21 protein-coding genes are annotated in these 25,487 nt (G+C 41.3%); 13 read left to right on the forward strand and 8 right to left on the reverse strand.

Annotation, left to right across the window (positions count from 1 at the left end; all coding sequences use genetic code 11):
• Positions 1-189 precede the first annotated feature (189 nt).
• The gene (locus RRU94_RS04620) at positions 190-369 is read left to right on the forward strand and encodes a DUF2187 family protein (protein ID WP_251273381.1); all 180 of its coding nucleotides are present in this window, start codon (positions 190-192) and stop codon (positions 367-369) included.
• Positions 370-529: 160 nt separating this feature from the next.
• Here the strand turns inward: RRU94_RS04620 and RRU94_RS04625 are convergent, their stop codons facing one another.
• Positions 530-820, reverse strand: coding sequence for a hypothetical protein (locus RRU94_RS04625; RefSeq protein ID WP_315690646.1), 291 nt, complete (start codon positions 818-820; stop codon positions 530-532).
• A 657-nt stretch (positions 821-1,477) separates the two neighbouring features.
• Here RRU94_RS04625 and RRU94_RS04630 point away from each other — a divergent pair.
• Positions 1,478-2,413 (forward strand): sugar ABC transporter substrate-binding protein, encoded by a 936-nt coding sequence (locus RRU94_RS04630; RefSeq protein ID WP_315690648.1) that lies wholly within the window; start codon positions 1,478-1,480, stop codon positions 2,411-2,413.
• Between the two features lie 204 nt (positions 2,414-2,617).
• On the opposite strand, the gene RRU94_RS04635 is transcribed toward RRU94_RS04630, so the two are convergent.
• Positions 2,618-2,833 (reverse strand): GyrI-like domain-containing protein, encoded by a 216-nt coding sequence (locus RRU94_RS04635; protein WP_315690650.1) that lies wholly within the window; start codon positions 2,831-2,833, stop codon positions 2,618-2,620.
• Positions 2,834-3,373: 540 nt separating this feature from the next.
• Here RRU94_RS04635 and RRU94_RS04640 point away from each other — a divergent pair.
• From RRU94_RS04640 to RRU94_RS04655, 4 genes are all read left to right on the forward strand, one after another.
• Positions 3,374-4,345: a sugar phosphate isomerase/epimerase family protein gene (locus RRU94_RS04640; RefSeq protein ID WP_315691941.1), complete on the forward strand. Its 972-nt coding sequence runs from the start codon at positions 3,374-3,376 to the stop codon at positions 4,343-4,345.
• A 67-nt stretch (positions 4,346-4,412) separates the two neighbouring features.
• Positions 4,413-5,825 carry a sugar porter family MFS transporter gene (locus tag RRU94_RS04645; protein WP_315690652.1) on the forward strand — a complete coding sequence of 471 codons (1,413 nt, stop codon included), beginning with the start codon at positions 4,413-4,415 and terminating at the stop codon, positions 5,823-5,825.
• A gap of 120 nt (positions 5,826-5,945) precedes the next feature.
• Complete coding sequence (locus RRU94_RS04650) at positions 5,946-6,809, forward strand: AraC family transcriptional regulator (RefSeq protein ID WP_315690655.1); 864 nt, start codon at positions 5,946-5,948, stop codon at positions 6,807-6,809.
• Positions 6,810-7,036: 227 nt separating this feature from the next.
• Positions 7,037-8,239: a Gfo/Idh/MocA family protein gene (locus tag RRU94_RS04655; RefSeq protein ID WP_315690658.1), complete on the forward strand. Its 1,203-nt coding sequence runs from the start codon at positions 7,037-7,039 to the stop codon at positions 8,237-8,239.
• A 626-nt stretch (positions 8,240-8,865) separates the two neighbouring features.
• On the opposite strand, the gene RRU94_RS04660 is transcribed toward RRU94_RS04655, so the two are convergent.
• Positions 8,866-9,255, reverse strand: a complete 390-nt coding sequence (locus tag RRU94_RS04660) for a VOC family protein (RefSeq protein WP_315690660.1) — start codon at positions 9,253-9,255, stop codon at positions 8,866-8,868.
• 483 nt (positions 9,256-9,738) lie between these two features.
• Here RRU94_RS04660 and RRU94_RS04665 point away from each other — a divergent pair, with 483 nt between their 5' ends.
• From RRU94_RS04665 to RRU94_RS04680, 4 genes are all read left to right on the forward strand, one after another.
• On the forward strand, positions 9,739-10,758 hold the full coding sequence (locus RRU94_RS04665) for a Gfo/Idh/MocA family oxidoreductase (protein WP_315690662.1): 1,020 nt from the start codon (positions 9,739-9,741) through the stop codon (positions 10,756-10,758).
• Positions 10,759-10,845: 87 nt separating this feature from the next.
• Complete coding sequence (locus tag RRU94_RS04670) at positions 10,846-11,673, forward strand: sugar phosphate isomerase/epimerase family protein (protein ID WP_315690664.1); 828 nt, start codon at positions 10,846-10,848, stop codon at positions 11,671-11,673.
• Between the two features lie 214 nt (positions 11,674-11,887).
• Positions 11,888-13,315: a D-xylose transporter XylE gene (xylE, locus tag RRU94_RS04675; RefSeq protein WP_315690666.1), complete on the forward strand. Its 1,428-nt coding sequence runs from the start codon at positions 11,888-11,890 to the stop codon at positions 13,313-13,315.
• Between the two features lie 461 nt (positions 13,316-13,776).
• Complete coding sequence (locus RRU94_RS04680; RefSeq protein WP_315690669.1) at positions 13,777-15,447, forward strand: 5'-nucleotidase C-terminal domain-containing protein; 1,671 nt, start codon at positions 13,777-13,779, stop codon at positions 15,445-15,447.
• 95 nt (positions 15,448-15,542) lie between these two features.
• Here the strand turns inward: RRU94_RS04680 and RRU94_RS04685 are convergent.
• Positions 15,543-16,891 (reverse strand): IS3 family transposase gene (locus tag RRU94_RS04685; protein WP_315690671.1). Its coding sequence is split into 2 segments (ribosomal slippage): positions 15,543-16,432 and positions 16,432-16,891, totalling 1,350 coding nucleotides; the frame shifts between segments, so codons are not numbered across the junction.
• A 279-nt stretch (positions 16,892-17,170) separates the two neighbouring features.
• Between RRU94_RS04685 and RRU94_RS04690 the strand changes: the two genes are divergently transcribed.
• Positions 17,171-18,178: a LacI family DNA-binding transcriptional regulator gene (locus tag RRU94_RS04690; protein ID WP_315690672.1), complete on the forward strand. Its 1,008-nt coding sequence runs from the start codon at positions 17,171-17,173 to the stop codon at positions 18,176-18,178.
• Positions 18,179-18,371: 193 nt separating this feature from the next.
• Here RRU94_RS04690 and RRU94_RS04695 read toward each other — a convergent pair whose 3' ends face one another.
• From RRU94_RS04695 to RRU94_RS04705, 3 genes are all read right to left on the reverse strand, one after another.
• A complete protein-coding gene (locus RRU94_RS04695) occupies positions 18,372-18,818 on the reverse strand; it encodes an Hsp20/alpha crystallin family protein (RefSeq protein ID WP_315690674.1) in 447 nt (148 codons plus the stop codon).
• 238 nt (positions 18,819-19,056) lie between these two features.
• Positions 19,057-20,631, reverse strand: a complete 1,575-nt coding sequence (gene mbcS, locus RRU94_RS04700) for an acyl-CoA synthetase MbcS (RefSeq protein ID WP_315690676.1) — start codon at positions 20,629-20,631, stop codon at positions 19,057-19,059.
• Positions 20,632-20,845: 214 nt separating this feature from the next.
• Positions 20,846-21,742, reverse strand: a complete 897-nt coding sequence (locus RRU94_RS04705; protein ID WP_315690678.1) for an oxidoreductase — start codon at positions 21,740-21,742, stop codon at positions 20,846-20,848.
• A gap of 355 nt (positions 21,743-22,097) precedes the next feature.
• Between RRU94_RS04705 and RRU94_RS04710 the strand changes: the two genes are divergently transcribed.
• Positions 22,098-22,616 (forward strand): MarR family winged helix-turn-helix transcriptional regulator, encoded by a 519-nt coding sequence (locus tag RRU94_RS04710; protein WP_315690680.1) that lies wholly within the window; start codon positions 22,098-22,100, stop codon positions 22,614-22,616.
• 18 nt (positions 22,617-22,634) lie between these two features.
• Complete coding sequence (locus RRU94_RS04715) at positions 22,635-24,830, forward strand: MMPL family transporter (protein WP_410492968.1); 2,196 nt, start codon at positions 22,635-22,637, stop codon at positions 24,828-24,830.
• Between the two features lie 263 nt (positions 24,831-25,093).
• Here the strand turns inward: RRU94_RS04715 and RRU94_RS04720 are convergent, their stop codons facing one another.
• The gene (locus tag RRU94_RS04720) at positions 25,094-25,468 is read right to left on the reverse strand and encodes a hypothetical protein (protein WP_251273400.1); all 375 of its coding nucleotides are present in this window, start codon (positions 25,466-25,468) and stop codon (positions 25,094-25,096) included.
• Between the last annotated feature and the right edge of the window lie 19 nt (positions 25,469-25,487).

The raw sequence follows: 25,487 nt of genomic DNA on the forward strand, positions 1-25,487 counted from the left end.
TATGGAATGGAAAGTTCTGTCCGAGCATTTTGGTAGAATTGCTGGCTGAATCATGATACATTCAACAGTATCTTTTCGTCCAATGAAATGAAGTTCTATGTTTCATTGGGTGTATTAGGACAATCTTACAAAAGTATCGGAAGCAAACATATAAAAGCTGGTTTCGTTTGGTGAGAAAGGATGACAAAGATGGCAAAGAAGGTAGCGGAAGTAGGCAGCATCATTGAATTCCACAATGGAATCAAAGGTGTCGTTCAAAAAGTGAATGAAAACTCGGTTATTGTGGCGATTACGGAAAATCAAACGCCACTTGAATATGAAGGAAACCGCACGGTGGTTAATCATAAAAGGTACACAGTTGTTTCTTAATAATGAAAAAGGGCAAACAGACTTCAATGTCTGTTTGCCCTTTTGTTTTTTGTAGAATACTCATTGATTAGTATCTAATAATCCTATCTTAAAAAAGGCTTTAAGGGAGCTTTTTACGGTAAAACACGGATGATTATCAAAGGAGGAAATACTAGAACAGTTATCTTTCTTTCCAGTCATCTATGATGGATTCCACTTGCTTTTTGTCCACGATATTAACCGCAAAATAAACAATATCCTTATATGTCATCTTCCGGATGGGATTTTGAGCCGCGTTATGCAGGTCTCTCAAAACGATGATATCCGGCAGGGTAAAAGCCACTAAGATAATGCTCTTTTTTCCGCTTACGCCCCAGGTGCCTCTTGTACCCAAAACAAGAGGCAGGGGATCCTGTCGGTTTCTAACATAATCATATACCCATTCTTGTTCGCTTAGCGCTTTTTTATTCACAAAGATCGTCTTCCCTTTATTTAAACTACGTTCATACGGTTATATATTTATTATGAAGAGAAAATGGAAACTTATGCGGGGCCAACATACAAAGGATGATTCTTGCAATAAGCCGAAGTTGGTTATTGTGGGAAATTTGTTTTTTAGTAGTGATTTTCTTCTTTTAAAAAAGAACTGACTATGAAGAGAAGGAAGATATAGATGTAACAACATATTTTTATAAGAAGTAGATGGATATACGCGTGTAGATGCATATACAAAATATGAGGTTGTGTTTAAGAACAATAAAGGGTGATATGAAGCTGCTGTTGTTTTATCCTAATACTTTTCGTACAAACATCTCAACTCCAATATATCTAAACAATTTTGCAGGCAGGTTTCCCGCCTGGCTTTTTTTCTTTTTTAGAGAAGATTTTTCGTCATTGTGGCTTGAAAATGTACAAAGTAGTCGTCAAAGGATAAATACAAAAACGCTTTCTCACTTTACTATTTGAATTAGAAAGGAAAGACGCCGGTGAAAACGATCGGTAATTATTGATGGCGATTACCTAGTAATCGCTTTATACAGAAAGGGGCAGTGACAAGAAATAAGAAGAAAAGTCATCCTTGTTTAGTAAGCGCTTTCTTTGAGGATTTATTATAGGGAGGGGATTTTAAATGAAAACAACGAGTAAATGGATCATGATTTTTATTTTATTATTGTCAGTTGGACTAGCAGGATGTAGTGGGGAAGACAGCAATAAAAAAGTAATCGGTATTTCCCTGCAGAACTTTAGTGATGAATTCCGTACCTATATTATTGATGCGATGGAAGAAGAACAAAAAAAGCATCCTGATATTGAATTTGTATACGCAGATGCTCAAAACGACAGTTCGACTCAAAAAGGGGATATTGAAAACTTTGTTGCGCGCGGCGTAGATGCCATTATTTTCACGCCAGTTGATACCGTCGCGGCCATGGATATTGTCAATATGGTCAATGAGGCAGACATTCCGTTGATTGTACTAAACCAGACATTTGATGGTGCTGACAAAGCAGCTGCTTATGTAGGGTCTGAATCGATTGAATCTGGCATTTTGCAAATGGAAGAAGTCGCAAAACTGTTGAATGGAAAAGGAAATATCGCCATTATGGATGGTACACTGGGCCATGAAGCACAAATTAAGCGGACAGAAGGAAATATGCAGATTATTAAAGAACATCCAGACATGAAAGTAGTCAAACAAGGATCCGCAAACTGGTCACGTCCGGAAGGTATGGACTTAATGGAAAACTGGATGCAGTCAAGCAAGATTGATGCGGTCGTCGCTAATAATGATGAAATGGCGATTGGTGCCATTATGGCGTTGGAATCGGAAGGAAAACTCAAGGATACCGTAGTAGCAGGCATTGATGCCACACCAGCAGCCCTGGATATGATGAAAGAAGGAAAATTAAAGGTTACCGTTTTCCAGGATGCGGCCGGGCAGGGAAAAGCGAGTATTGAAACAGCTGTTAAAGCGGCAAATGGAGAAGAAGTAGAAGATGCGATCATTCCGTATCAGCTGGTGACCCCGGAAAACGTGGATGAATTTGCGGCTAAGTACGAGTAAAGCATCCATGTTCCTGAGAAGGAAGAAAGGGCTCTGGCAGTAATGAATTTGAATCGCCAACGCAAAGAAATATAATGAGTGTTCCAAAACAAAAGCTTCTGCTTAGGCAGAGGCTTTTGTTTGTTTTGAAACAACTAAATATAAACTGCAATTGCTGGTTTAAATAAAGTTTAGTCACTTTACTCACTACAACCAGAATGACCATTATTTTATAGGCACACAGATTTCGCAAATACTATTGGAAATAATTTTCTTGATGTACCTTTCAAATCCAGGCCGACCGTCAATCTGATAACTGCGGTTTGACAGCTCAGAAAAGGTGTTATTCCATGCTTTTTGAATGTCTTCTGTTGTGCATTTCACTTCATGAATAGCGTATTTTCCACCGAAGAATTCGCCTTCGTTGACTTTCAGTGGCAATATTTACTGCAGTTTGGATGTTAGCATGATATAAAAATATAATCATTTAGTTTTTTAAAATAAAAGCACTATATGCAAAATACAAAAAACGTATGCAGATCCGATAAAGTGGCAGGCTGAGCAAACAATAAGCATTTAAGACTGAAAAAATGATCAATCTTTCTAAAAATTAAACTGAAATTTGCTTGGCAAGTATCCATTTGAATCAATTTTTTTAGATAGATTCAGTGAGAATGTCCTTAAAGTACAATGAAAAGACCTTATAGTGTAAATACATATTTTCTTTCCTGTCCTATAATTACGAATATAAGCAATAAGATCTTTCTTATTTTTGTACAAAATGATAACGATTTCATCGTTGAGTTTGACTGAGAAAGAGCTAGTTTTAAAAGGGAAGGCTGAAAATTCAATGAAACGATTTTCAAGTGAGAGAAGACCTTAAAAGTTAAAAGGATCGACTTGAGCTTGTCTTCTTTTTACAGAGAAGATTCTTTCCCTTCGTATGAATCTTACTAAATATATAGGAGGAATTTAAAGATGATGAAAACAGGATTAGTGACAGATATTTTGGGATACATGCCGTTCGAGAAAATGCTAGATACGTGCGTAGAGTTAGGGATTGAATCACTGGAGCTTGGATGCGGCAATTGGTCAAAAGCCCCACATGTAAATCTTGGTGAGTTATTAGAAAGCGCTGTCAAACGTGAGCAGTTCATGGATGCCATACAAAAACGCGGCCTCAGTATTGCTGCGCTGAACTGCTCAGGCAATCAGCTGAACCCGTCGGAAGAAGGCACATTACATAAAGCGGGCGTTGAAAAAACCTTTCAGCTTGCTGGCCTTTTAGGGGTTGAAACCGTAGTAATGATGTCCGGATGCCCGGGCGGGGGACCGAATGATCAAACACCAAACTGGATCACACACCCGATCCTGCCGCAGCATTTTAACATGCTTGACTGGCAGTGGAATGAAGTAGCGCTTCCTTACTGGGAGAAAGCGGTGAAATCAGCGAAAGAATACGGCGTTCAGAAAATTGCCATTGAAAACCTTGGCTACAACCTCGTTCATAACGCAGAAACATTGTTGAAGCTGCGTAAGGAAGTCGGCAGCATGGTCGGTATGAACCTTGATCCGAGCCACTTGTTCTGGATGGGCGGCGACCCTATTGCGGCAGCACGGACGCTTGGAGACGCAATCTACCATGTTCATGCGAAGGATGTACGATTAGAGCGCGGAATTGTGGATGCACAGGGATTGATTGATGTGAAGCCAATGGAAAGCTTTGCGTCCCGTTCATGGAACTATGTAGCGCTTGGCTACGGGCACGATGCAGCTTATTGGAAAGAATTCTTCACGGTTGTGAAGATGACTGGATACGAAGGACCGGTCGTGCTTGAAATGGAAGATTTAACGATGGAGCCGCTGACAGGTGTGAAAAAATCAATGGATATATTGAAAGAAACATTGCCAAGAGACTTCGAAACAAAACTACGTACGGTACTTGTTAACTGATCTATAGGCACAGAAAAAGGATTATGACGGCCACGGAAAAGCATTACACTTGAAGGGAGAGATTTACATGAGTGAACAGAGAAATCAGAAGTCGTTTTTAACTACTATCATTGTTATTTCTACGTTCGGCGGGCTTCTCTTCGGATACGATACCGGAGTGATCAATGGTGCTTTGCCTTTCATGTCTGAAGCGCTTGGGCTTAACTCATTTACGGAAGGTGTTGTCGCAAGCTCTCTGCTTTTTGGGGCTGCATTAGGTGCCGTAGTGGGCGGCAGGCTGTCTGACTACAATGGGCGCCGAAAAAATATTTTATACCTGGCCGTATTCTTCTTTATTGGGGCTCTGGGATGTACACTTGCTCCTAACGTCACGGCCATGGTCATTTTTCGCTTCTTGTTAGGGCTTGCCGTTGGTGGTGCATCGGTAACCGTTCCGACTTATTTAGCAGAAATCTCTCCGGTGGAGAGCAGGGGGCGAATGGTGACGCAAAACGAATTGATGATCGTTGGCGGTCAGCTGCTGGCTTTTGTCTGCAATGCTGTCCTGGGCAATATGATGTCTGACAACATTCACGTTTGGCGTTACATGCTTGCCATCGCAGCACTGCCAGCTGTATTTCTGTTTGTTGGGATGATCAAAATGCCAGAGAGTCCTCGCTGGCTTTTTTCAAAAGGGAAAGACGAAGAAGCTCTGGCGGTTCTTCGAAAAATACGTACAGAAGAGCAGGCACAAGCAGAGTTTAACAAAATCAAGGGTACGGTTTTGAACGAAGCAAAAGTGAAACAAGCAGCATTGCAAGATTTGGCTGTTCCATGGATACGCCGTATCGTTTTCCTTGGAATTGGTATTGCCGTTGTACAGCAAATTACCGGTGTTAACTCGATTATGTATTACGGTACTGAAATCCTGAAAGATGCAGGCTTTCAAACAGAAGCAGCTCTAATAGCCAACATTGCTAATGGTTTAATTTCGGTGATTGCTGTTTGTGTAGGGATCGTACTTCTCGGCAAAGTACGGCGCAGACCGATGCTTTTAGTTGGACTTGCCGGCACTACGACTTCGTTGCTGCTGATTGGGATCTTTTCCAACGTGCTCGATGGAAGCGGTGCACTTCCTTATGTGGTTCTTTCTTTGACTGTTACTTTTCTTGCGTTTATGCAGGGAGCTGTTGCCCCGGTCACATGGCTTATGCTTGCCGAAATATTCCCGTTACGTCTGAGAGGCCTGGGAATGGGGATCAGCGTATTTTGTTTATGGATCGCAAATTTCTTTATTGGATTGACGTTTCCTGTGCTGCTCGAAAACATCGGCTTATCGACGACTTTCTTTTTCTTCACCGCCATGGGGCTTGCCGCCATCGCATTTGTGAAGAAGTTTTTACCTGAAACAAAAGACCGGACACTGGAAGAGCTGGAATTTTTTTTCCGTGCCCATCACACCACACGAATTCAAAAGAACACATCTGAAAAAGTCCTTTAACGACTATGCTCATTCGTATAGAATGGCTATAATCTAGTTTTTTGATTACTATCTTAATTTTTTAAAAAGTACTTATTGCTTTTTTCGTTTGAAATCTGTTTATTGAGGGGGTTCTGCTTAATGAATTTAAGTATGGCTGTTCGATCTTTGCAGCGTGGAGCTAATCTTTGTGAGGGAAAAGACCTTTCTATCCGCGTTCACTATTGGGGAGCTGACAGAAAGCATGTGGATACCCCTCTTCATAAACATTCATTTTTTGAAATTTGTTATGTAGTAGACGGCAGCGGTCTTTACTTTGAAAATGGGCAGGATTTTCTTCTCGAAAAAGGAACGTTTTTCTGTTCCCGTCCCAACCAGCTCCATAAAATCTATGAAGGAAAGAATTTATACCTTTTATGGGCTGCCTTTGAAATAGAAAAAGAGAATACTTCACGGGAACAGCAGCTATTGTTTGAGGAACTAGCAAACGAGCAAAACGTTTACCTTCCTAATTCCGAAAACGAGCCAGCGGTACTGTTATGGAAGACCTTAATGAAACATGCTGAGCAGCAGTCTTCGTCAGAGGTTTTGAAAGCAATCAGCCTGTCTCTTATGCTGTCCCTTCAGGCTTTGTTCTGTGGAGTACGGGATCACCAAAAGCCCCGGCCGTTTTATGACAATAAGGAGCAGATGATTGAGAAAGCCCAAAGATTTATCCAGGATAATTTAGCCCAGCCGCTTTCTTTAAACGAGGTGGCCCGCTTTTTTCATATTTCTCCTCGTCATTTATCGCGTTTATTCAGTGAAATAACCGGTATGTCCTATACCTCTTATGTGCGGCAGGAAAGGGTAAGGGAAGCTTCTAAAAAAATCAGGTCTACAAACCGCTCAATCACATCGATTGCATACGAGTGCGGTTTCACTTCTGTTCATTATTTTTGCCGGGTTTTCCTGCAGGAAACAAGTATCACACCGGCTGAATACAGGAGACGAAACCAAGTTTGAGGAAAGTTCAAACGAAATGCAGTAAATCAGAGTCTTATAAAAAGTAAGCGTTTCAATATGTCTTAAAAGTACAACATCACGACTTGATAATCTAAATACAAAAATAAACACCGTTCTTATAATGAAATTGTAGAGTTTCGATATTGAATAGGCTTTCTTTTTAAGAAGAGAAAGCGCTCGCAACAAATGCCTGATATCATTTCTAAAAATGGAGAGGAGTTTTCGATATGTTGAATGGTGAAAAAAAGATCGCAAGACCACTGCGCTGGGGAATGGTTGGGGGAGGACGGCTTGGACAAGTCGGCTATAAGCACCGTATTGGTGCCCTTCGTGATAATACCGCTTTTCAATTAGTAGCGGGCGCTTTTGATATTGATCCAGAACGCGGAAAAGATTTTGGCGTAAACCTGGGTGTAGAAGAAAACCGCTGCTACCCTGATTACCGCACGATGTTTGCGGAAGAAGCGAAAAGAGAAGACGGCTTAGAAGTCGTGTCTATCGCGACGCCAAACGGCACACATTATGAAATTACAAAAGCAGCGCTCGAAGCAGGCCTTCATGTAATCTGCGAAAAACCGTTGTTCTTCACGTCAGTGGAAGGGGAAGAAATCAAGCAGCTTGCCGAACAGCAGGGCAAAATCGTAGGCGTTACATACGGATTCTCAGGCAACCAGCTGCTGCTTCAGATGCGTGCGATGATCGAGCAGGGCAAAATCGGCGACATCCGCATGGTAGAACTGCAGTATACGCACGGCTTTAGCGCCACAGACGAAGCCGATAAATTCAGCGATGCACAAAAGTGGCGGGTGGACCCGAAGATTGCTGGACCGACCTTTGTTCTAGGCGACCTTTCGACCCACACGTATTACATGTCACAGCTTATCATGCCGAACATGAAGATTAAGAAGCTGCTTTGCGACCGCCAGAGCTTTATCAGCAGCCGGGCGCCGCTGGAAGACAATGCTTACGTCATGATGCATTATGAAAACGGGGCGGTAGGCAGACTATGGACATCTTCTGTCGATGCAGGCTGCATGGACGGACACCGCATCCGCATCGTTGGCTCAAAAGCAAGCCTGGAGTGGTGGGACAGCAAGCCGAATGAACTTCGTTATGAAGTGCAGGGTGAGCCGATTCAGACACTGATCCGCGCCATGCCTTACCTGGATGAAAGCTGCAACGCCGATGAGCGTCTAGGTGCTTTGCATATGGAAGGGCTGTCTGAGTCGTGGTCCAATATCTACCTTAAATTTGCGATAGCAATGGATGCGAAAAACCGCGGCGATGAAGAAACAGTAAAAAATCTAGTGTATCCGGACATTGACGCTGGAATCGACGGCATCCGCTGGATTGAAAACTGTGTTCGTTCTGCGGAAAACGGTTCTACATGGGTCGATTATGCTGACCAGCCGGCTTTAAACCTAAATTAAGTTACAAAAATGTTGAAAGCCGGTTAAATCAGATTGCGATTATAGAAAAGTGAAAAAGAACCAATGAGTATCCTTACGATAATATGGATGTCTGGATTTGTTTTTTAACGGCTTTTTTGTTCTTGGTTAGCTTAAGTAATAAAACCCGCCCAGAAGCGGGTTTTTTGTTTTGCAATAAATAGAAATTCAAAATGATCTAAATTCCGTTTTCTTTTGTATCAGTATTCTCTTTTTTCCTATATATCAGATTTTAATAGGTTAAGAATATACTTCATCATCTAATGCTGTTTTGTAATAGAGAGGTCTTTTGTATATCCGTATACAAATATATGTATATATACATATATTTGTATACATAAGAGGAATATAAGTGCAGGGATAGAGAGTTGTGCAAAAGAAGCTGTTGCCTAAGAAAGATCAAAGTTGCCTTTCTGGGCATGATGTAGTAAAAACGCATTTGTATAAAAAGTGAAAGAGTTGAAAGGGGATGTCTAGAAGAAACTTGTCTATTTTAAAATCAAGCCGTGTTGTACTCCATTTTGGTTTTTTAAACAAAAAAAAGCCGTTTTTTAAGCGGCTTTTTGAGCTTTATTCTTCGGTTAACGCAGCTTTTAGGGAAACATAGATTACTGATTTTTTTCCAGTACCGCAAAGTAATTTTCTTCATTGTCAGCAAAGTTAAATACTCTTCCTTTATCAGAAGGCATATTGACTATCTCTCCGACTGTAACATTTTTATTTGATAAGTCGTTATATAACTGGTCGAAATCTGCAGTAAAAAACATTAATGAAGGAGTATCAAGATTTAACCCAGGGGACATTTTAGCAACGAGTTCTTTATTTTGCAGAACAATGCTTGTTTCTGCATCTTTTGTTGGAGCTATTTCGATACATCTCATTCCTTGTCCATTATTCTCTTCAGAAACGATGTGAAATCCTACTTTTTCTGTCCAAAAATCCACTGCATCATCTTGATTGTTTACATACAACATAATTTGTCCGACTTTGCTGATCATAAACTTCATCACTCCTCCGCTTTTACGTTAAGTATTCGTTATTTGAAAGAAAAATCCTCTTCAACCCTACACCGTTAAGTTAACAGGAAAATCAACAGCCGCCTTTAACAGAGCTCAAATATTAAAAAATTAGCAGCATGCATGAAAAGTACCGCCACTTCTCATCTGCCTGTGTACACAGCTTAAAAACCTCAAAAACAACGAGCTGTCTTGGCGAATGATAAGCGGAAAAGAAATGAATTCATTTAGTTAAAAATCAGGAAAGTTGTTTCCTTTTTTATTTCTTAATTTTGTAGTAAATCGGATGATGAAATATCTAATAATACAGCCAACATAATCAATAATCATAAGGGATATTGCGAACTGATCTATTTTTTAGTTAAAAAACGTTTGACTAATATTTTGTAATGGCTTACAATCTGATTCAAAGGAAAGTACTTTCCTAATTTAAGCAGGGATATAAACCATTTTGGAGGGATTGTTATGAATAAAGTAAACATTGGGTTAATCGGCGCCGGGCGAATGGGCGCTTTTCATGGAGAAAGCATTGCTTACCGTGTGCCACAGGCTAATTTGTATGCGGTTGCAGATCCGGTTCCTGGTGCTGCGGAGAATTTAGTAAAGAAGTTAAATGTAGATGCAAAAACGTATACAGACCCCCTGGACTTGATTCAAGATCCGCAGGTGGATGCTGTGGTTATTGTTTCACCTGCCCGGACGCATGCACGCAGTGTTCTTGCGGCGATTGAACACAAGAAAGCGGTATTTTGTGAAAAGCCGATGGCAGTAAACTTGGAAGAAGCCAATGCCATTGTGCAGGCAGTAGAGGAAACAAACACGGTCATGCAGGTAGGATTTAATAGGAGATTTGAAAAAGGGTTTAAAGCAGCTCATGAAGAAATCGTTTCCGGAAAAATAGGCACTCCGCAATTAATAAAATCGACGACAAGAGATCCAAAACTAAATAGAGCGGAATCTATTCCAGAATGGACCATCTTTTTAGAAACCCTCATTCATGACTTTGACACCCTTATGTATTTAAATCCTGGTGCAAAGCCAGTTGAAGTGTATGCAATGGCGGATGCGCTGATTCGGCCGGATTTGAAAGAAAGCGGACTATTAGATACAGCACTTGTTACAGTGAAATTTGACAACGGAGCCATGGCTACGGCAGAAGCAAATTTCCAGGCCGTATATGGTTATGACATTCGAGGTGAAGTATTTGGCTCAAACGGCATGCTGACTGCCGGTGGAATACGTCAATCCAGCATGACAAGATACGACCAGAACGGCGTAAGTTTTGATACATCCCGTTATGACCAGGATTTACTTTTTGATGCTTACGTTGACGAATTAAGAAGTTTCGCCGATTGTGTGATCAACAACAAGCAGCCTTATGCGACCGCAAAAGATGCACGCTGGGCGCTGCAAATCGCTCTTGCCGGTATAGAGTCAGTTAAAACCAATCGTCCGGTCAAAATCGAGAGCCCTGTTTTCATTTAAAGAGAGGACAGGAGAGCCGCCAAATAGGCCGATTAACGGTTTTAAGTTTCGGATAATTCAAACTACTTTGTATGTGGAGGGAATCAAATGGTAAGAGAGTATGGTCTGTGCCTTTGGACATTTGGAGAAATCACCTTCGAGGAAAAATGTAAGCTTGCAAAAGAAATCGGCGTAAGCGGAGTAGAAGTTCAAGGAAACTTGTCTCAAGACCCAGCTGAATTAAAAGCTGTCTTAAGGAAGCATGATTTAAAAGTTTTATCCGTCACCCCTGATAATGTGGATATTTCCAGTGCTGATGAACAGGTTCGTTCCAGTGCGGTTCAATATTTCCTGGATCTATTAAGCTGGGCACAGGAACTGGGTGCTCAAAGAATCTGTCTGCATGGTGATGTGGGGAAAACGCAAGGATGTGGAGACTCAGCGAAAGACTGGGAATTGCTTGTGAAAAGTTCAACGGCGATCCTGCAAAAAGCAGAGGAACTTAATGTTGAGGTCGTGTTTGAAGTACTGAATCGTTATGAAAACCACCAAATTGTTACAGCGGAAGAAGCACTGCGTTTACTGGACGAAGTGAAAAGCGAAAAATTTAAGGTACTCTTAGACGCTTACCATATGAATATTGAAGAATCTTGCCCTATTAAGGCAGTAAAGAAGGCAAAGGATAAACTGGGTGTTTACCATGTGGCGGATTCGAATAGACAGGCGGTTGGCAACGGGCATGTAGATATTAAAGGCCAAATTGAGGCTTTGTATGAAATCGGTTATAAGGGGCCGATCATTATGGAAATGACGGCTGAAGGGCCAAATCCATTTACACCAGTTAAAGACGGGGATTATGTAAAAGTAGTAGTGGGGTACTACAAGGATTCATTGCAAAAAATAAAGGAATGGGATCTAGCTAAAGTAAGCTCTTAAAAACAATCATTCTATTTAAGCTGTTAAGCTGTTTGGAACGGGACTGTCCAGGCTCATGTCAGTATTCCATGAGTCTGGATAAAAAATCATTATTAACACTCTAAGAGAAGAAATCATTTTAAGGAGCAAAATAAAAGCTTAACGCGTGGAACCAGGCGCCAGGCAATTACTGAAAGGCTCCTTGTCAAATTTATAATGAAGGTGAGTCTGAAAGATGAAGCCAAACATGAAATATATGATTTACTTAACGTCCATTACTGCATTAGGAGGTTTGTTGTTCGGGTACGATACGGCAGTCATTTCAGGTGCGGAACAGTCGCTGCAGGTCTACTTTATTGAGAAGCTGGGATTAAACACCGTGTTTCACGGGCTGACAGTATCAAGTGCTTTAATTGGATGTGTCGTGGGCGGGCTGATTAGTGGAGTTGTCGCCAATCGAATAGGGCGCAGAAATTCACTGATCATTGCAGCGGTTTTGTTTTTTATTTCAGCATTGCTTTCTGGTTATCCTGAGTTTCTCTTTTTTGAAAAAGGGGAACCGACGATTGGCCTTTTCATTATGTTTAACATTTACAGAATTATTGGCGGCGTAGGTGTTGGCTTGGCTTCAGGATTAGGGCCGCTATATATTAGTGAAACGTCTCCTGCAAACATTAGAGGAAGACTCGTAACCTTAAACAATTTAGCGATTATTTTTGGCACGCTGCTCGTTTATTTTGTGAACTGGAAGATAGCTGCCGGGCAAAGCATCAGCTGGATTAATGATTTAGGCTGGAGATACATGTTTGCTTCTGAGGCCATCCCGGCACTTTTGTACTTTTTTCTCCTGTTTTTAGTACCTGAAACACCGCGCTATCTGATCTCTAAAAATAGAGATGAAGAAGCATTAAACATTTTAGAAAAAATAAATGGATCAAGAGAAGTAGCAAAAGACATTTATCATGAAGTCAAACAAACGATGGATACGCAGAAAGCGCGTGTTTTTTCATACGGGAAGCTGGTTGTCATCGTCGGAATTTTAATAGCGGCTTTCCAGCAGTTTGTCGGGATCAATGTTATTTTGTACTATGCACCTCGTATATTTGCTGACATGGGAGCGAGTGCAGATACATCTATGCTTCAAACGGTTCTCCTTGGTGTCGTCAACTTTGTCTTTGTTTTTCTAGCTTTGATAGCAGTAGACAAATGGGGAAGAAAGCGTTTACTGCTTTTAGGATCGCTTGGAATGACGGTTGGTATGTTCGGTGTCGCTGCTTTATCGTTTTCAGACTCGATGGGAGTCGGAGCATTGGTACTGATTTTGCTTTACGCCGCTTTTTACAATTTATCTTGGGGTCCGCTTACGTGGGTCTTGGCTTCTGAGATTTTCCCGAATAAAATAAGAGGCCAGGTGATGGCAATAACAGTAGTAGCCAATTGGAGCTCAAATTTACTAATATCCGCCACATTCCCTTCGTTGCTGGAAATAAGCGCTGGCATGACCTATAGCTTCTATGGATTGATGTGTGTGCTCGCTTTCATTTTTGTGTGGAAATGGGTTCCTGAAACGAAAGGGAAAACATTAGAAGAAATTGAAACACATTGGAAGCCGGCACAAGCTGAAACGACTGCCGATTTGCGCCCGAAAAAAGTTGGTTCATAAGTGCATGCAGATCCAGCTGCAAAAAAATAGTTTAAGGTGCAAAGCGAGACGGCTATGGACGTTCAAATGGTTAACATGCACTTCTGATATGGAGCGCTTTCCTTAAAAGGAATGTAAGGTTGAACCCGTTTTTTTATACACTTTTTAAACAAGAGATGTGTCATAGCCATCTAGCGAAAGGAAAGCGCTTCCTCTTTTCGGTTCTACGGGAAGTTCAAATTGTGAAGATGGATGATGGTTACGATGCAAAATGACGGGACTTTTAAACGAAGTCCCGTCGTTTTGCATCATAACAACAATAAAGTTTAATACAACTATTTATTAAGTTGTCTGGAAACTGATTTGAATTTAAAATTTTAACATAAGTCTTACATAATCTTAACAAAAAATCTCCTTTCATCTGATATGCTCATTTTGGTTAAAACTATGAAATGAACACTTCGCTGGGAGAGTGAATCTATATGAAAAGAAGAAAGAAAGATTCTGTAAAGAAATTCTTACGAACATCATTAGCGGTAACGGTTTTATCCTCTACTGTTGTTTCATCTGAAGTTTTTGCTTCAGAAAATAAAGAAAAACAGAATAAGCAAAACCAGAATGCAAGTACAGTCAAGGTTCAATTGCTGGGGTTAAATGACCTGCATGGGCAAATCGATACCGTGACTAAACTAAAATTAGATGGTGAGAATGTGCTTGCCGGAAGTATGGAATACACGGCTGCGGCCATGAGACAGAGAGAGGCGGCAAATCCAAATACTCTTTTAGTACATACTGGTGATATGATTGGTGGAAGCCCGCTTGTTTCAGCAGCTTTCCAAGATGAGCCAACTGTTGAAGTGATGGAATCTATGGGGTTTGACGTAGGAACACTTGGAAACCATGAATTTGATGAAGGGATCGAAGAGTTGCATCGTATGATCGAGGGTGGGGACCATCCAAAAGGGGTTCCTGGATACGATGGAATGAATTTCCCAATCGTTGCGGCTAATGCGTTTGATACGGCAACAGGAGAATTAATCACAAAGCCTTATGTCGTTAAAAAAGCAGGCGGTAAGAAAATTGGATTCATCGGGGTCGTAACCCAGGAAACACCTAATATTATCGTAAGCAAAGGGAATGAAACCCTTAAAATTACGGATGAAGCTGAAGCCATCAACAAGTATGCGGAGAAATTGAAGAAAAAAGGCGTAGAGGCCATTGTGGTACTCGCTCATAATCCGACAACCCAGACGGGTAATAGTGATGCATTTGATGCGTCCAAAATCGCCGAGAATGTGGACGATGAAATAGATGTAATCTTTTCTGCCCATAACCATGCAAAAGTCAATAAAGTAGTCGACCGCAAGTTAATCGTGCAATCATATTCATACGGTTCAGCATTTTCTGATGTGGACCTTGAACTTGATCCAGTTTCTGGAGATGTCGTGAACAAGCAAGCCGAAATCGTGACCGTGTATCAAAAAGATTACACACCAGATGCGGAAGTTTCAACCATTATCAATAAGTACAAGGATTTAGTGGAACCCATTAAAGCGGAGGTGGTTGGGCATTCTTTAACTACGCTGTCTACCGCTAAAGCTTATACAGGGGATTATCGTGACCTGCCGCTGGGGAATTTGATTGCCGACGGAATGAAGGTAAATATGAATGCGGACTTTGCCCTTATGAACGGCGGCGGAGTGCGGGCGCAGCTTGACGCCGGGGAAGTAACATTTGGTGATTTATTCTCTATTCAGCCTTTTGGCAACGTGCTAAATAAAGTAACTGTAACAGGTGCTGATTTAGAAACGATATTAAATAACCAGCTCTCTCCTTCAGGATATGACTTCCATGTTGCTGGATTCAACTATACGTATGCGGTGGATGCCCAATCAAACACAGCAAAAGTTGTGGATATCACTCTTCCTGACGGAAGTAAAATTGATAAAACAAAAGAATATACCGTCGTCGTAAACAATTATATGTTTGGTAATGCAAAGTATGGCATCGCAGCTGTTTCCCGAGGTATGGAAGTAGGACCGGAAGATATCCAAGCAACGGTCGACTATGTCAAAACATTGCCTAGCCCATTTGAATACAAGCAAGAGGGACGTATTAAGGAAGTAACTCCAGTTGCGGCGGCTGCTCAATAATAACAATTAAATCTATCAAGAAGTTCTAAACTTAAAATAGATATAAAAGGAGAGCGGCTTTCACTGATCTGAACCCAAAAAGTTAGACACGAATTTTAAGCAGCTTCCTGGGCATGAGTCCGGTATTGAACCGGACTCATGCCTTTTAATTTTGCCTTGATCCGTTTGTGGTTGTAATAATGAATATACTTCTCTAATTCTTGCTTAAAGTGCTCCATACTTTCAAATTCTTTGAGGTAGAGTAATTCACTTTTTAATAAGCCAAAGAAACTCTCCATGGCTGCGTTATCTAAACAGTTACCTTTACGAGACATACTTTGGATAATCCCATGCTCCTTCAAGGCTTGTTGATACTGTTTCATCTGATAATGCCAGCCCTGATCCGAGTGAAGGACAGGGGAATCTCCATCTTTTAAGTGTTTAAAAGCCTTCGTCAACATCCTTGAAACAAGGGAATAAATAGGACGGTTTTCAAGGTGATAGGAAATAACTTCTCCGTTGTATAAATCAAGAATCGGGGATAAGTATAGCTTTTCACCATATAAATGGAATTCGGTTACATCCGTTACCCACTTTTCATTTGGTTTCATCGCCTCGAAATGGCGCTCCAGGATATTTGGGGCGATTTTCCCTATGCTGCCGCAGTAAGAGCGATATTTTTTCATGCGCACAAGACATTTCAACCCCATTTCCTCCATTAAGCGACGGACCGTTTTGTGATTTAATAAATAGCCTTTATTCCGTAGTTCCAACGTGATACGGCGATATCCATACCGACCTTGATGTTCATCAAAAATCTGCTGGATGACTTCTTTCACTTCACCATATTTATCTGGTCGATTCGCTTGTTTTACCCAGTAATAATAAGTACTCCGTGGAATACCGGCGATTTCAGCTAATTCTCTTACTTTAAATTCATGCCTTAACTCGTAGATTATTTGCGCTTTGTCTTGTGCTGTAACTTTTCCTTTTCTTGAATTAAGGCGTGTAACTTTTTTAAATAGGCAATCTCCATCCGTAAGCGCTCGTTTTCAGCTCTTAACGCTTCTTCTGTGCCTTCTGCCGGCTGATTATTTTGGGATTCTTTTTTCATGGATGGACGCCCCTTTTTCTTTGATTTAAGAGCGTCTATTCCTTGTGTTTCAACTAAATGCCTCCACTTCCAGACTGTACTTGGGGAAGGGATATTATAGACCGCAGAGGCTTCTTCGGTAGACACTCCTGTTTCGTTCATATAGTTTAGTACATCCATCTTAAACTCTGCCGAATAATTTGTATATGTTTTCTGAAAACCTGCCCATCCATGTTCTCGAAATGTGGCGATCCATCTTTGCAGCACTGACCTATTCACATTGTACAGTTGAGCAATGTGAATAATAGACTCTGTTCCTTCAAGATAGGCAGCTACAGCCTCTAATTTAGTTTCAAAAGAATATTTGGTCATAGAAAAAACTGCACCTCCAATTGTTAGACTGTGTCTAACAATTGGGGTGCAGTTCATCACCAGCTGTTCTTCTTTTTATCGCAGTCAACTATTGATGAAATAACAACATTAAAGCTTAACAGAGCGAGCCTTTCTGAAAGAAAGCAGGAAAAAGTAGAGCATTCCCGTTAAAGCCTTCAATTATGAATCGCTTTCTCAACGACAGCATCTTCTTTAATTCCAGTCAAAATGGGTTAAAATAGATAGTAAAGCAGTGAGAAAGAAAAGAGGGGAAAGGGAATGATGAGACCTACCATCTATGATGTAGCTAAAAAAGCAGGCGTGTCCATTTCTACTGTATCTAAAGTGCTTAATAATACTGGGAACCTGGCAGATAAAACAAGAAAAAAAGTGCAGGAAACGATGCAGGAATTAAATTATCAGCCCAGTGTTACGGCATCCGTAAAAAAGCGCATTCAAACGGTTGGGCTTTTAATACCGAGCATCGCCAACCCGTTTATGGCAGAAATAGCGCGCAGCATTGAAAACCATCTTAAGCGGCACGGTTACAGTCTGATGATTTGCAGCACAGACAATGACATTAAAAATGAATTGGAATACATTTCGATTCTAAAGCAAAAGTATACAGATGGCATCATTGTCGCAACAGGACTGAAAAAAGAGAAGTCTATCAAAGAGCTGATGAAAACGAATCTTCCGATGGCCTTGCTTTCAAGAGACGTTCCTTCTCTTGCGGTAGATACGGTGCTGGTGGATGATTATTTAGGCGGTTATGAAGCCACAAAACATTTAATTGATCTTGGACACGAAAAGATTGCGATGATCACAGAGGACGCCACCTATTCAGTCGTCCGATCAAGGGTTCAAGGCTATAGAAATGCGCTTGAAGAACACGGTTTACCGTATGATGAAAGCTTTGTTATACATAACAATATTTCCATTGATGAAGGAAAAGAGGCGATGTTGAGCCTATTAAAAAAACAGAGTCCGCCAACAGCCGTTTTTGCTTCTACGGAAGCATTGGCAATCGGGGCACTGCAGGGAGCACGCGGGTGGAATATACAAGTTCCAAATGAGCTATCGATTGTCGGATTTGATAATACCATTCTATCCACAATCTGTGAGCCGCCTTTAACAACGATTGCCCAGCCGATTGATGAGATGGGAAAAAAAGTAGTGGAGCTTCTTATTGAAGAAATTGAGAAAAAAAAGGAATCCAAACAGCGCGTCATCCTGTCTCCTAAATTGGTGGTGCGAAACTCTACAGCAAAGAAAAAAGAGAGTTAATATTTTACCTTTTTCTAAAGAACCAGGTCATGGTTCTTTTTTCTTTTATTGTTAAATTAGGGGAAAAGATTGAGTAAAGGGAGTGGGCAGGCTGAGCCAAATAGAAAAAATTTGAAAAACATTAAGGCAGGTGCTGTTAGTCAGCCTGCTTTCCCCCTTAGCCAATATATCTTCCAATAAGAAAACAAAGGGGCTAGTCAATCTCAATGATGGTTTCTGCTTGTTCTCTTTTTGGGATAATGACTCTCAGCAGTCCATGCTTAAATGTTGCTTTTACTTTGCCTGTTCCAGGCGAACAAGGGAGTGCCACAATTCTTTCGACTTTCTGTACGGATTGATTTTGAAGAATGATTTCATCTTTATCATTTTGGGCTGTAGTAGAAGTAATGTTTTCTACACTAATTTTTACCTGTCCGTTTCTTAGCATATAGATTTGTATCTGCTCTTTCCTGCAGTTCTTTAACTCTGCTTCAATGACCATATTTGAGCCCGTTTCATAGCAGGTCAAATCGGAAATTGGCTGGCTGAAATAATGGCCAACATACTTCATCGATTCATTAAAAAAGGAATCAAACGATTTGATTAAATCTCCGACTGAGCCTTGAAACAGGTCGGGAAGGTTTTTTTTATTGAAATCCAATGGTCTCTCTCCTTTGTCTTTTTTAACAAATTATGCGCAAGACTTCGGAAAGGAACTTAGTAAATCTTCATTTTTGTTAATGATAATAATGACGTCGATCGACTCCGTTATACTTCTGATTTCCTGACTTCATTACGCTAAACAGTCATTTGCTGCAGGCTAAAAATACACAGGTTGCATAAAAAAAACAGCCAAGTATGTACTTGGCTGCCGTTCAATAGGAGAGAGTTCAGGGGTATCATTGATTCCCGCGGCTTCTTAAATCAACACGTTTGATTTTTCCGGAATCCGTTTTTGGCAGGTGGTCAACGAACTCGATAAGCCTTGGATATTTATAAGGTGCTGTTATTTGTTTAACAAAGCTCTGCAGTTCCTTCACAAGTTCAGCGGAACCTTCAACTCCAGTTTGTAATACAATAAAAGCTTTCACGACATTCCCTCTAATTTCATCAGGGCTTGCAACAGCTGCACATTCCAGTACAGCAGGATGTTTCATTAAAGCATCTTCAATTTCAAAGGGGCCGATTGTATAACCGGAGCTGATAATGACATCATCACTTCTTCCCTGGAACCAGTAGAAGCCTTCTTCATCTTTGCTGGCGCGGTCTCCCGTTAAGAAATAATCTCCTGTATAGGAACTTTCCGTTTTTTGAGGGTCTTTATAATACATTTTAAAGAGTGCCGGCAATTCTTTCCGAATGGCGATATTGCCAATCTCTCCTGTTTGAACAGGAACACCATCCTCATCAACGATGTCAATCGTATCATTCAAGATCGGTTTGCCCATTGAGCCTATTTTATGTTCGGCACCCTGCAGCGTTCCGATTAAAAGTGTGCTTTCCGTTTGTCCATAGCCGTCCCTTATTTGGATGTTAAATGTATTTTTAAATACATCGATCACTTCCATGTTAAGGGCTTCTCCGGCAGAAACAGCACTTCTTAAGTTCGAAAGGTCGTATTGATTTAATCCTTCTGTTTTGGCCATCATTCGGTACTCAGTAGGCGTACAGCACAGCACGTTGATCTTTTGATCTTGAAGCAGCTTTAAGTATTTCTGAGGGGTGAACCTTCCCTGATAAACAAATCCGGTTGCACCTGAACCTAAAACCGAAAGGAAGGGGGACCATACCCATTTTTGCCAGCCTGGAGCAGCTGTTGCCCATACAGTATCCGATTCTTTAATATTAAGCCATTCCTCAGCAGCGATACGAATATGGGCATAACCCCAGCTGTGTGCATGAGCAACACCTTTTGGATTCCCGGTTGTGCCGGAAGTGTAAGCGAGAAAAGCAAGGTCGTCGCGTTTCGTGATTTGGTTGTCGAAGTTCTCAGAAGAAGAATCCATGATGCTATGAAGATCTGCCCACCCAGCCTTTGTTCCTCCAAAAGAAACCTTGCGTTCAAGATACGGAAGTTCTTCCTCAATGGCATCAATTTCATTTGTAAAATCAGCATAAGAAATCACCGCTTTGGCTTCAGAGTGGTTCAGCCGGTAAGCGATATCCTTGGCACGCAGCAGTTCAGAAGAAGGGATAATGACAAGTCCTGCTTTTAAACAAGCCATATAAATCACATAAGACTCAATTAAGCGAGTCGTCACGATCATGACACGGTCTCCCTTTTCCAAACCAAGATGGTTTAACCCATTCGCAAGCTTATTGGATTGTTTAATCAGCTCGTTATACGTGATCGTTTGAGTAGCTCCAGCTTCATTTTGATAAACGAGAGCCAGTTTATCCGAAGCATGCTTCTCAATTTCCTGCGTAATATTATAATTTTCCGGTGCCGTTAACTCCGTTTTATAATCATACATGTATAAAGGACCTCAATTCGTGTAAAGTTATCTCATCTCTATTATATTATACCTGGATTTAGTACCTGGCGCTAATAAATCGGACTGAACGAATCGGATCTAAAGAATTGAAATGGTATTGTATTCATACAAATAAGCCCCATTCCTTGAGCAAGGAATGGGGCTTATTCTTTCATTTGTAGAGTTCCAGGCTTTGTTGTTCTTTACCGATAGCTCACGAAAAATCAAATACGACTCCTGTTAATTCCTCGGACACATCCCATAGTTTCCTCATTGTCTTTTCATCATAGACTCCTTTGGCAGGCACTTCGATCGCAGGGTATCCTTTATGGTTTCCTCTTCCGTCGGGGCCGATGTATTCTCCGCCTTTCAATGTTTCTTTGGTCGCAGCATAAATGGTAGGTAAGGCTCCCATTTCCGGTGTCTGGAAAAACCGATAGAGCAGAGATTTCACGATTGGCTGCATGCGTTCCCCTCCGACCTTGAAAAGGTTCGTCGCACTAATCCCCGGGTGGCACGCTAGACTCATTGCATTTATTCCAGCTTGTTTCAGCCGGTTGTCGAATTCCTTTGCGAACAATAGGTTCGCAAGCTTGCTTTGACGGTAAAACTTCATTGCTTTGTAGCCTTTAGAGCCGTCCAGGTTACTAAAGTCGATGGCTGCTTTTCTATGTGCAATGCTGCTCAGCGTGACCACGCGGGCGGAAGGGGTCGCTTTTAGCAGCGGAAGCAAATGGCCGGTTAGGGCAAAGTGGCCCAAATGGTTTCCGCCAAACTGCAATTCAAATCCATCCTTCGTTTTTTGGTAGGGAGGGACCATCACGCCTGCATTATTAATCAGGATGTCGAGCTGGTCAAAACGCTCTTTGTACGCATCAGCGAATGTCTTTACGCTGGCAAGGTCCGCCAAATCCAGTGCCATAACGGAAACTTTTGCTCCTTCATGCTCTTTTTTAATATTTTGTACTGCTTCTTTTCCTTTTTCCTCGTTCCGAACCGCCAGTACGACGTCGGCACCTTGTGCTGTCAATGCTTTGGCAGCCTCAAAGCCTATTCCGCTGTTTGCTCCGGTAATAATCACTTTCTTTCCTTTTACGTCTTGTTTTCCCAAACCTATTCCTCCCGTTAACATGTTGTAAAAATCTATTAATCCAAAAAATGTGCCATTTCCTTCTCTGTTCTGTCCGATATGTAACAAATCGATACTGCCCTCGTTGCAGTTATTAAAATTAAGGACTATATGGGAAGAATCATATATAGGAATGCAAAAGAAAGCAAAGAAAATACCCGGTTTTTAAAAAGCAGGAGAAACTTTCTTGCTTTCTTAGGGTTACTGTCAGCGGTTGACAGATTTGTACATATCCGTTTTTACCTTGACAAAGCAATTAGATGATTGTAACATACATCCCGTACGATGTATCGTATTCGATGTATCGTATGGGATGATTTTTGGGAGGAAGATAGAAATGAGGGAAAGAGCTGAATTTATTCGTGAATCCATCGATTTTTTACATCGGTATATGATGAAAAGTATTCAAAAACATGCGGAGGAGCAGGGTGTCACCGTACCCCAGGCACGGGTTATAGCCGAAGTATTGGTAAATGAAGCAATCAGTATCAAACAGCTGACGCAAAACCTAAGAATGACTCAAAGTACTGTTTCGGATATTGTTGAACGGCTTACCGCAAAAGGAATTCTCATGAAAACCCCTAATCCTAAAGACAAACGGTCGGTAAACATTACCCTGACTGAGGAAACCCTGAAAGAAATAAATGAAGGTGCACCAGAACCCTTCAACCAGGCAGTAAGAGATGTATTAAATCTGTTAAAGCCAAATGAACAGGAGATCGTGGAGGAAGGAATGCGGTTATTCGTTTCAGCTGTTAAAGAAAAAATGGAGGCAGAAGGAATGGATCACTCAGAGTATTTTGATGTCCTGTTTTTCCCTCAAGATAACCCGTGGGGAAATAAAGATTCCAAATAAAACTAGGAGGAGATTAAAATAGCAAAGTATCTTTACAGGTTAGGACAATGGGCAGCCATACACCGGAAAAAAGTAGTTTTTAGCATGCTGGGAATTTTGCTTGTATTAGCGGCTCTTGCCTTGAACATGGGTTCCTCGTTTAATGAGGATCTGACCATTCCAAATACACCGGCAGACCGGGCAGGCAAAGTCATTAGTGAAGAATTTAAGGGAGCAGGAAGCCAAGGGGCCAAAGTACAAATCGTCTTTAAAGCGCCTGAAAATGAAACGCTGGAATCGGCAGAAGTACAACAAGTCATTACAGATACATTAAATGAAATCAAAAAAGACCCAGATGTCGCTTCTGTGGCAACACCGATGCAGCTTATGAATATAAGCGAAGATAAGAGGATCGGGTATGGAGAAGTAACGTTCAAAGTCAAAGCCGAAGAGGTAACAGAGGATTCTAAAAACAATATTTTAGACCACATTAAAACAACAAGGGATGCAGGCATTCAAACGGAGGTAAGAGGGGATAACCTGGCATTTTCTGAATCAGCGGCCCATTTTGCTGAGGCAGCTGGGATTGTGATTGCCTTTTTTGTACTGGCTGTTACCTTTGCATCGTTTGTCGCAGCTGGACTGCCGATTCTTACGGCTGTTCTAGGATTAGGCATCGGGCTGATTGGGATCGTGATAGGAACCAATTTTATCGACATCCAATCTGTTTCTATCTCCTTGGCGGCCATGCTGGGACTGGCAGTAGGAATCGATTACGCTTTATTTATCATGTCGCGCTTTAAAGAGCAGCTTGCCAAAGGATATTCTGTTCAGCAATCGATTGCCATAGCTAATGGAACAGCTGGGGGCGCCGTTGTATTTGCAGGAATTACGGTCGTTATTGGGCTTTTGGGATTGGCTGTTGCGCAGATTCCGTTTTTAACCATGATGGGAATCTCGGCAGCCGTCAGTATCCTGACAGCGGTTTTAGTATCCATCATCGTATTGCCGGCGATATTAGGCATGATCGGTCATAAAATTGGACCGTCTAAGGAAAATAAATTCCTGCAAAAGCTTACGGGAATGGATAAGAAAAAAGAAGGCTCAAGCAAATGGGGAGAATTTGTTACAAAGCGACCTTTAATAGTTTCCATCGTTGCGATTGCGCTGCTTGTAATCATTGCCGTTCCTATGTTCCATATGAATCTTGGGCTGCCTTCTGATGGGACAACGAAGTCAACAGAGACAACGGAAAGAAGAGCGTATGATTTGCTGACAGAAGCATATGACGAAGGATTTAATGCCTCGTTGGTAGTAGCAGCAAAAGCTGAAGAAGCAGACAGCAAAACGCCACAGACAGTGAATGAGATTGCAAAAGAATTGAGCGAGCTGTCTGGTGTTAAAAGTGTAACCCCGGCTTTTCCTGGACCTTCTGGAGAATTGTATGTAATGAATATTATACCAGAAACCGGACCGGATGACACAAAGACTAAGGATCTGGTAAAGACCATTCGAGAAAAATCTGAGCAGGCTGAAAAAGAAAACCAGATAGAACTGATGGTTACAGGCACGACAGCGATGAATATTGATATTGCACAAAAGCTAAATGATGCCCTGCCAATATTCGCCTCACTCATCGTAGGGCTTGCTTATGTACTCCTGGTTCTGGTATTTAGGTCTCTTTTAATCCCATTAAAAGCCGTATTAGGATTCCTGCTTTCCCTGGGTGCTACACTTGGATTTGTCGTATTTATCGTGCAGGATGGAAACTTGCTTGACCTCTTTGGTTTTCCAGCTTCAGGCCCGATCTTAGCGTTCCTGCCTGTTATCTTGATCGGAATCTTATTCGGGCTGGCAATGGATTACGAGATCTTCCTGGTCAGCAAAATGCGTGAAGTGTATGTTCATACAGGAGATCCCCGCAAAGCCATTTTAGATGGAATGCGCGACAGCGGCAGGGTCGTGACAGCAGCAGGATTGATCATGATGGCGGTATTCATCGGCTTTATGATGACGCCCGATGCGATGATTAAAGTAATGGGAATGGCCCTGGCGTTTGGTGTTCTCTTTGACGCGTTTGTTGTGAGAATGACCATCGTGCCTGCCGTTATGGCGTTAATGGGGAAATCAGCTTGGTATTTGCCAAAATGGCTGGATAAAATTTTGCCAAATATCGACGTTGAGGGAGAAACCATTATGAACCATATTGAAAAGAAAAATGAGAGAGCTGTTTAAATAGAAAAGCAGAAGTAAACTCGTCATTAAGTTAAAAATCCGCTGTCCTTTATGGAATAGCGGATTTTTTATTCAAGGGCTGAGTCATATTTCTATTGAACAAATGGTTACGAACGAACTTTCATTCAAGATATTGCTGATGCTGTCACTTTTGCCGGTAAGCTGCACATAGCTTTGCTTATGGTGCAGAAAAGAAAAAGCAATCTTATACAGGGAAGATCGCTTGTTGTGTTATTCAAGGTAATTAAATTAAGTTATTTCAGTTATAACATCATTTTCTTTTTGAATTCTGGATCGGAAGAAAGCTCTTTACGTTTATCGTAATATAAAAGGGTGCTTATTTCTTCCTGTGGCATGGCGGAAATATGTTTAGAAGTTACTTTAAAAATAAGATTTTGATCTTCTAGTTTTTCACAAAATCTCCGGTGCATTCCATTACGAATTTTGGCCGTAATAATCATGTTTGGAATCGAATTTAAAAACCCTCGGAAGGTCTCATCATCCATTCCTTTGTCCAGCAATTCTGAAGAAAGTTCATCGCACCAATTCAGAAGATCAATCAGTTCTCGTATGTTAGATGCTGCAAGGTATTTTTCCCAAAACTCGTTAACGTGTATCTCAATTGTTTTATTGTTCATAGAATCAGCAGATTAAGTA

The sequence above is a fragment of the Domibacillus sp. DTU_2020_1001157_1_SI_ALB_TIR_016 genome (assembly GCF_032341995.1).
Taxonomy (GTDB): Bacteria; Bacillota; Bacilli; order Bacillales; family Domibacillaceae; genus Domibacillus; species Domibacillus indicus_A.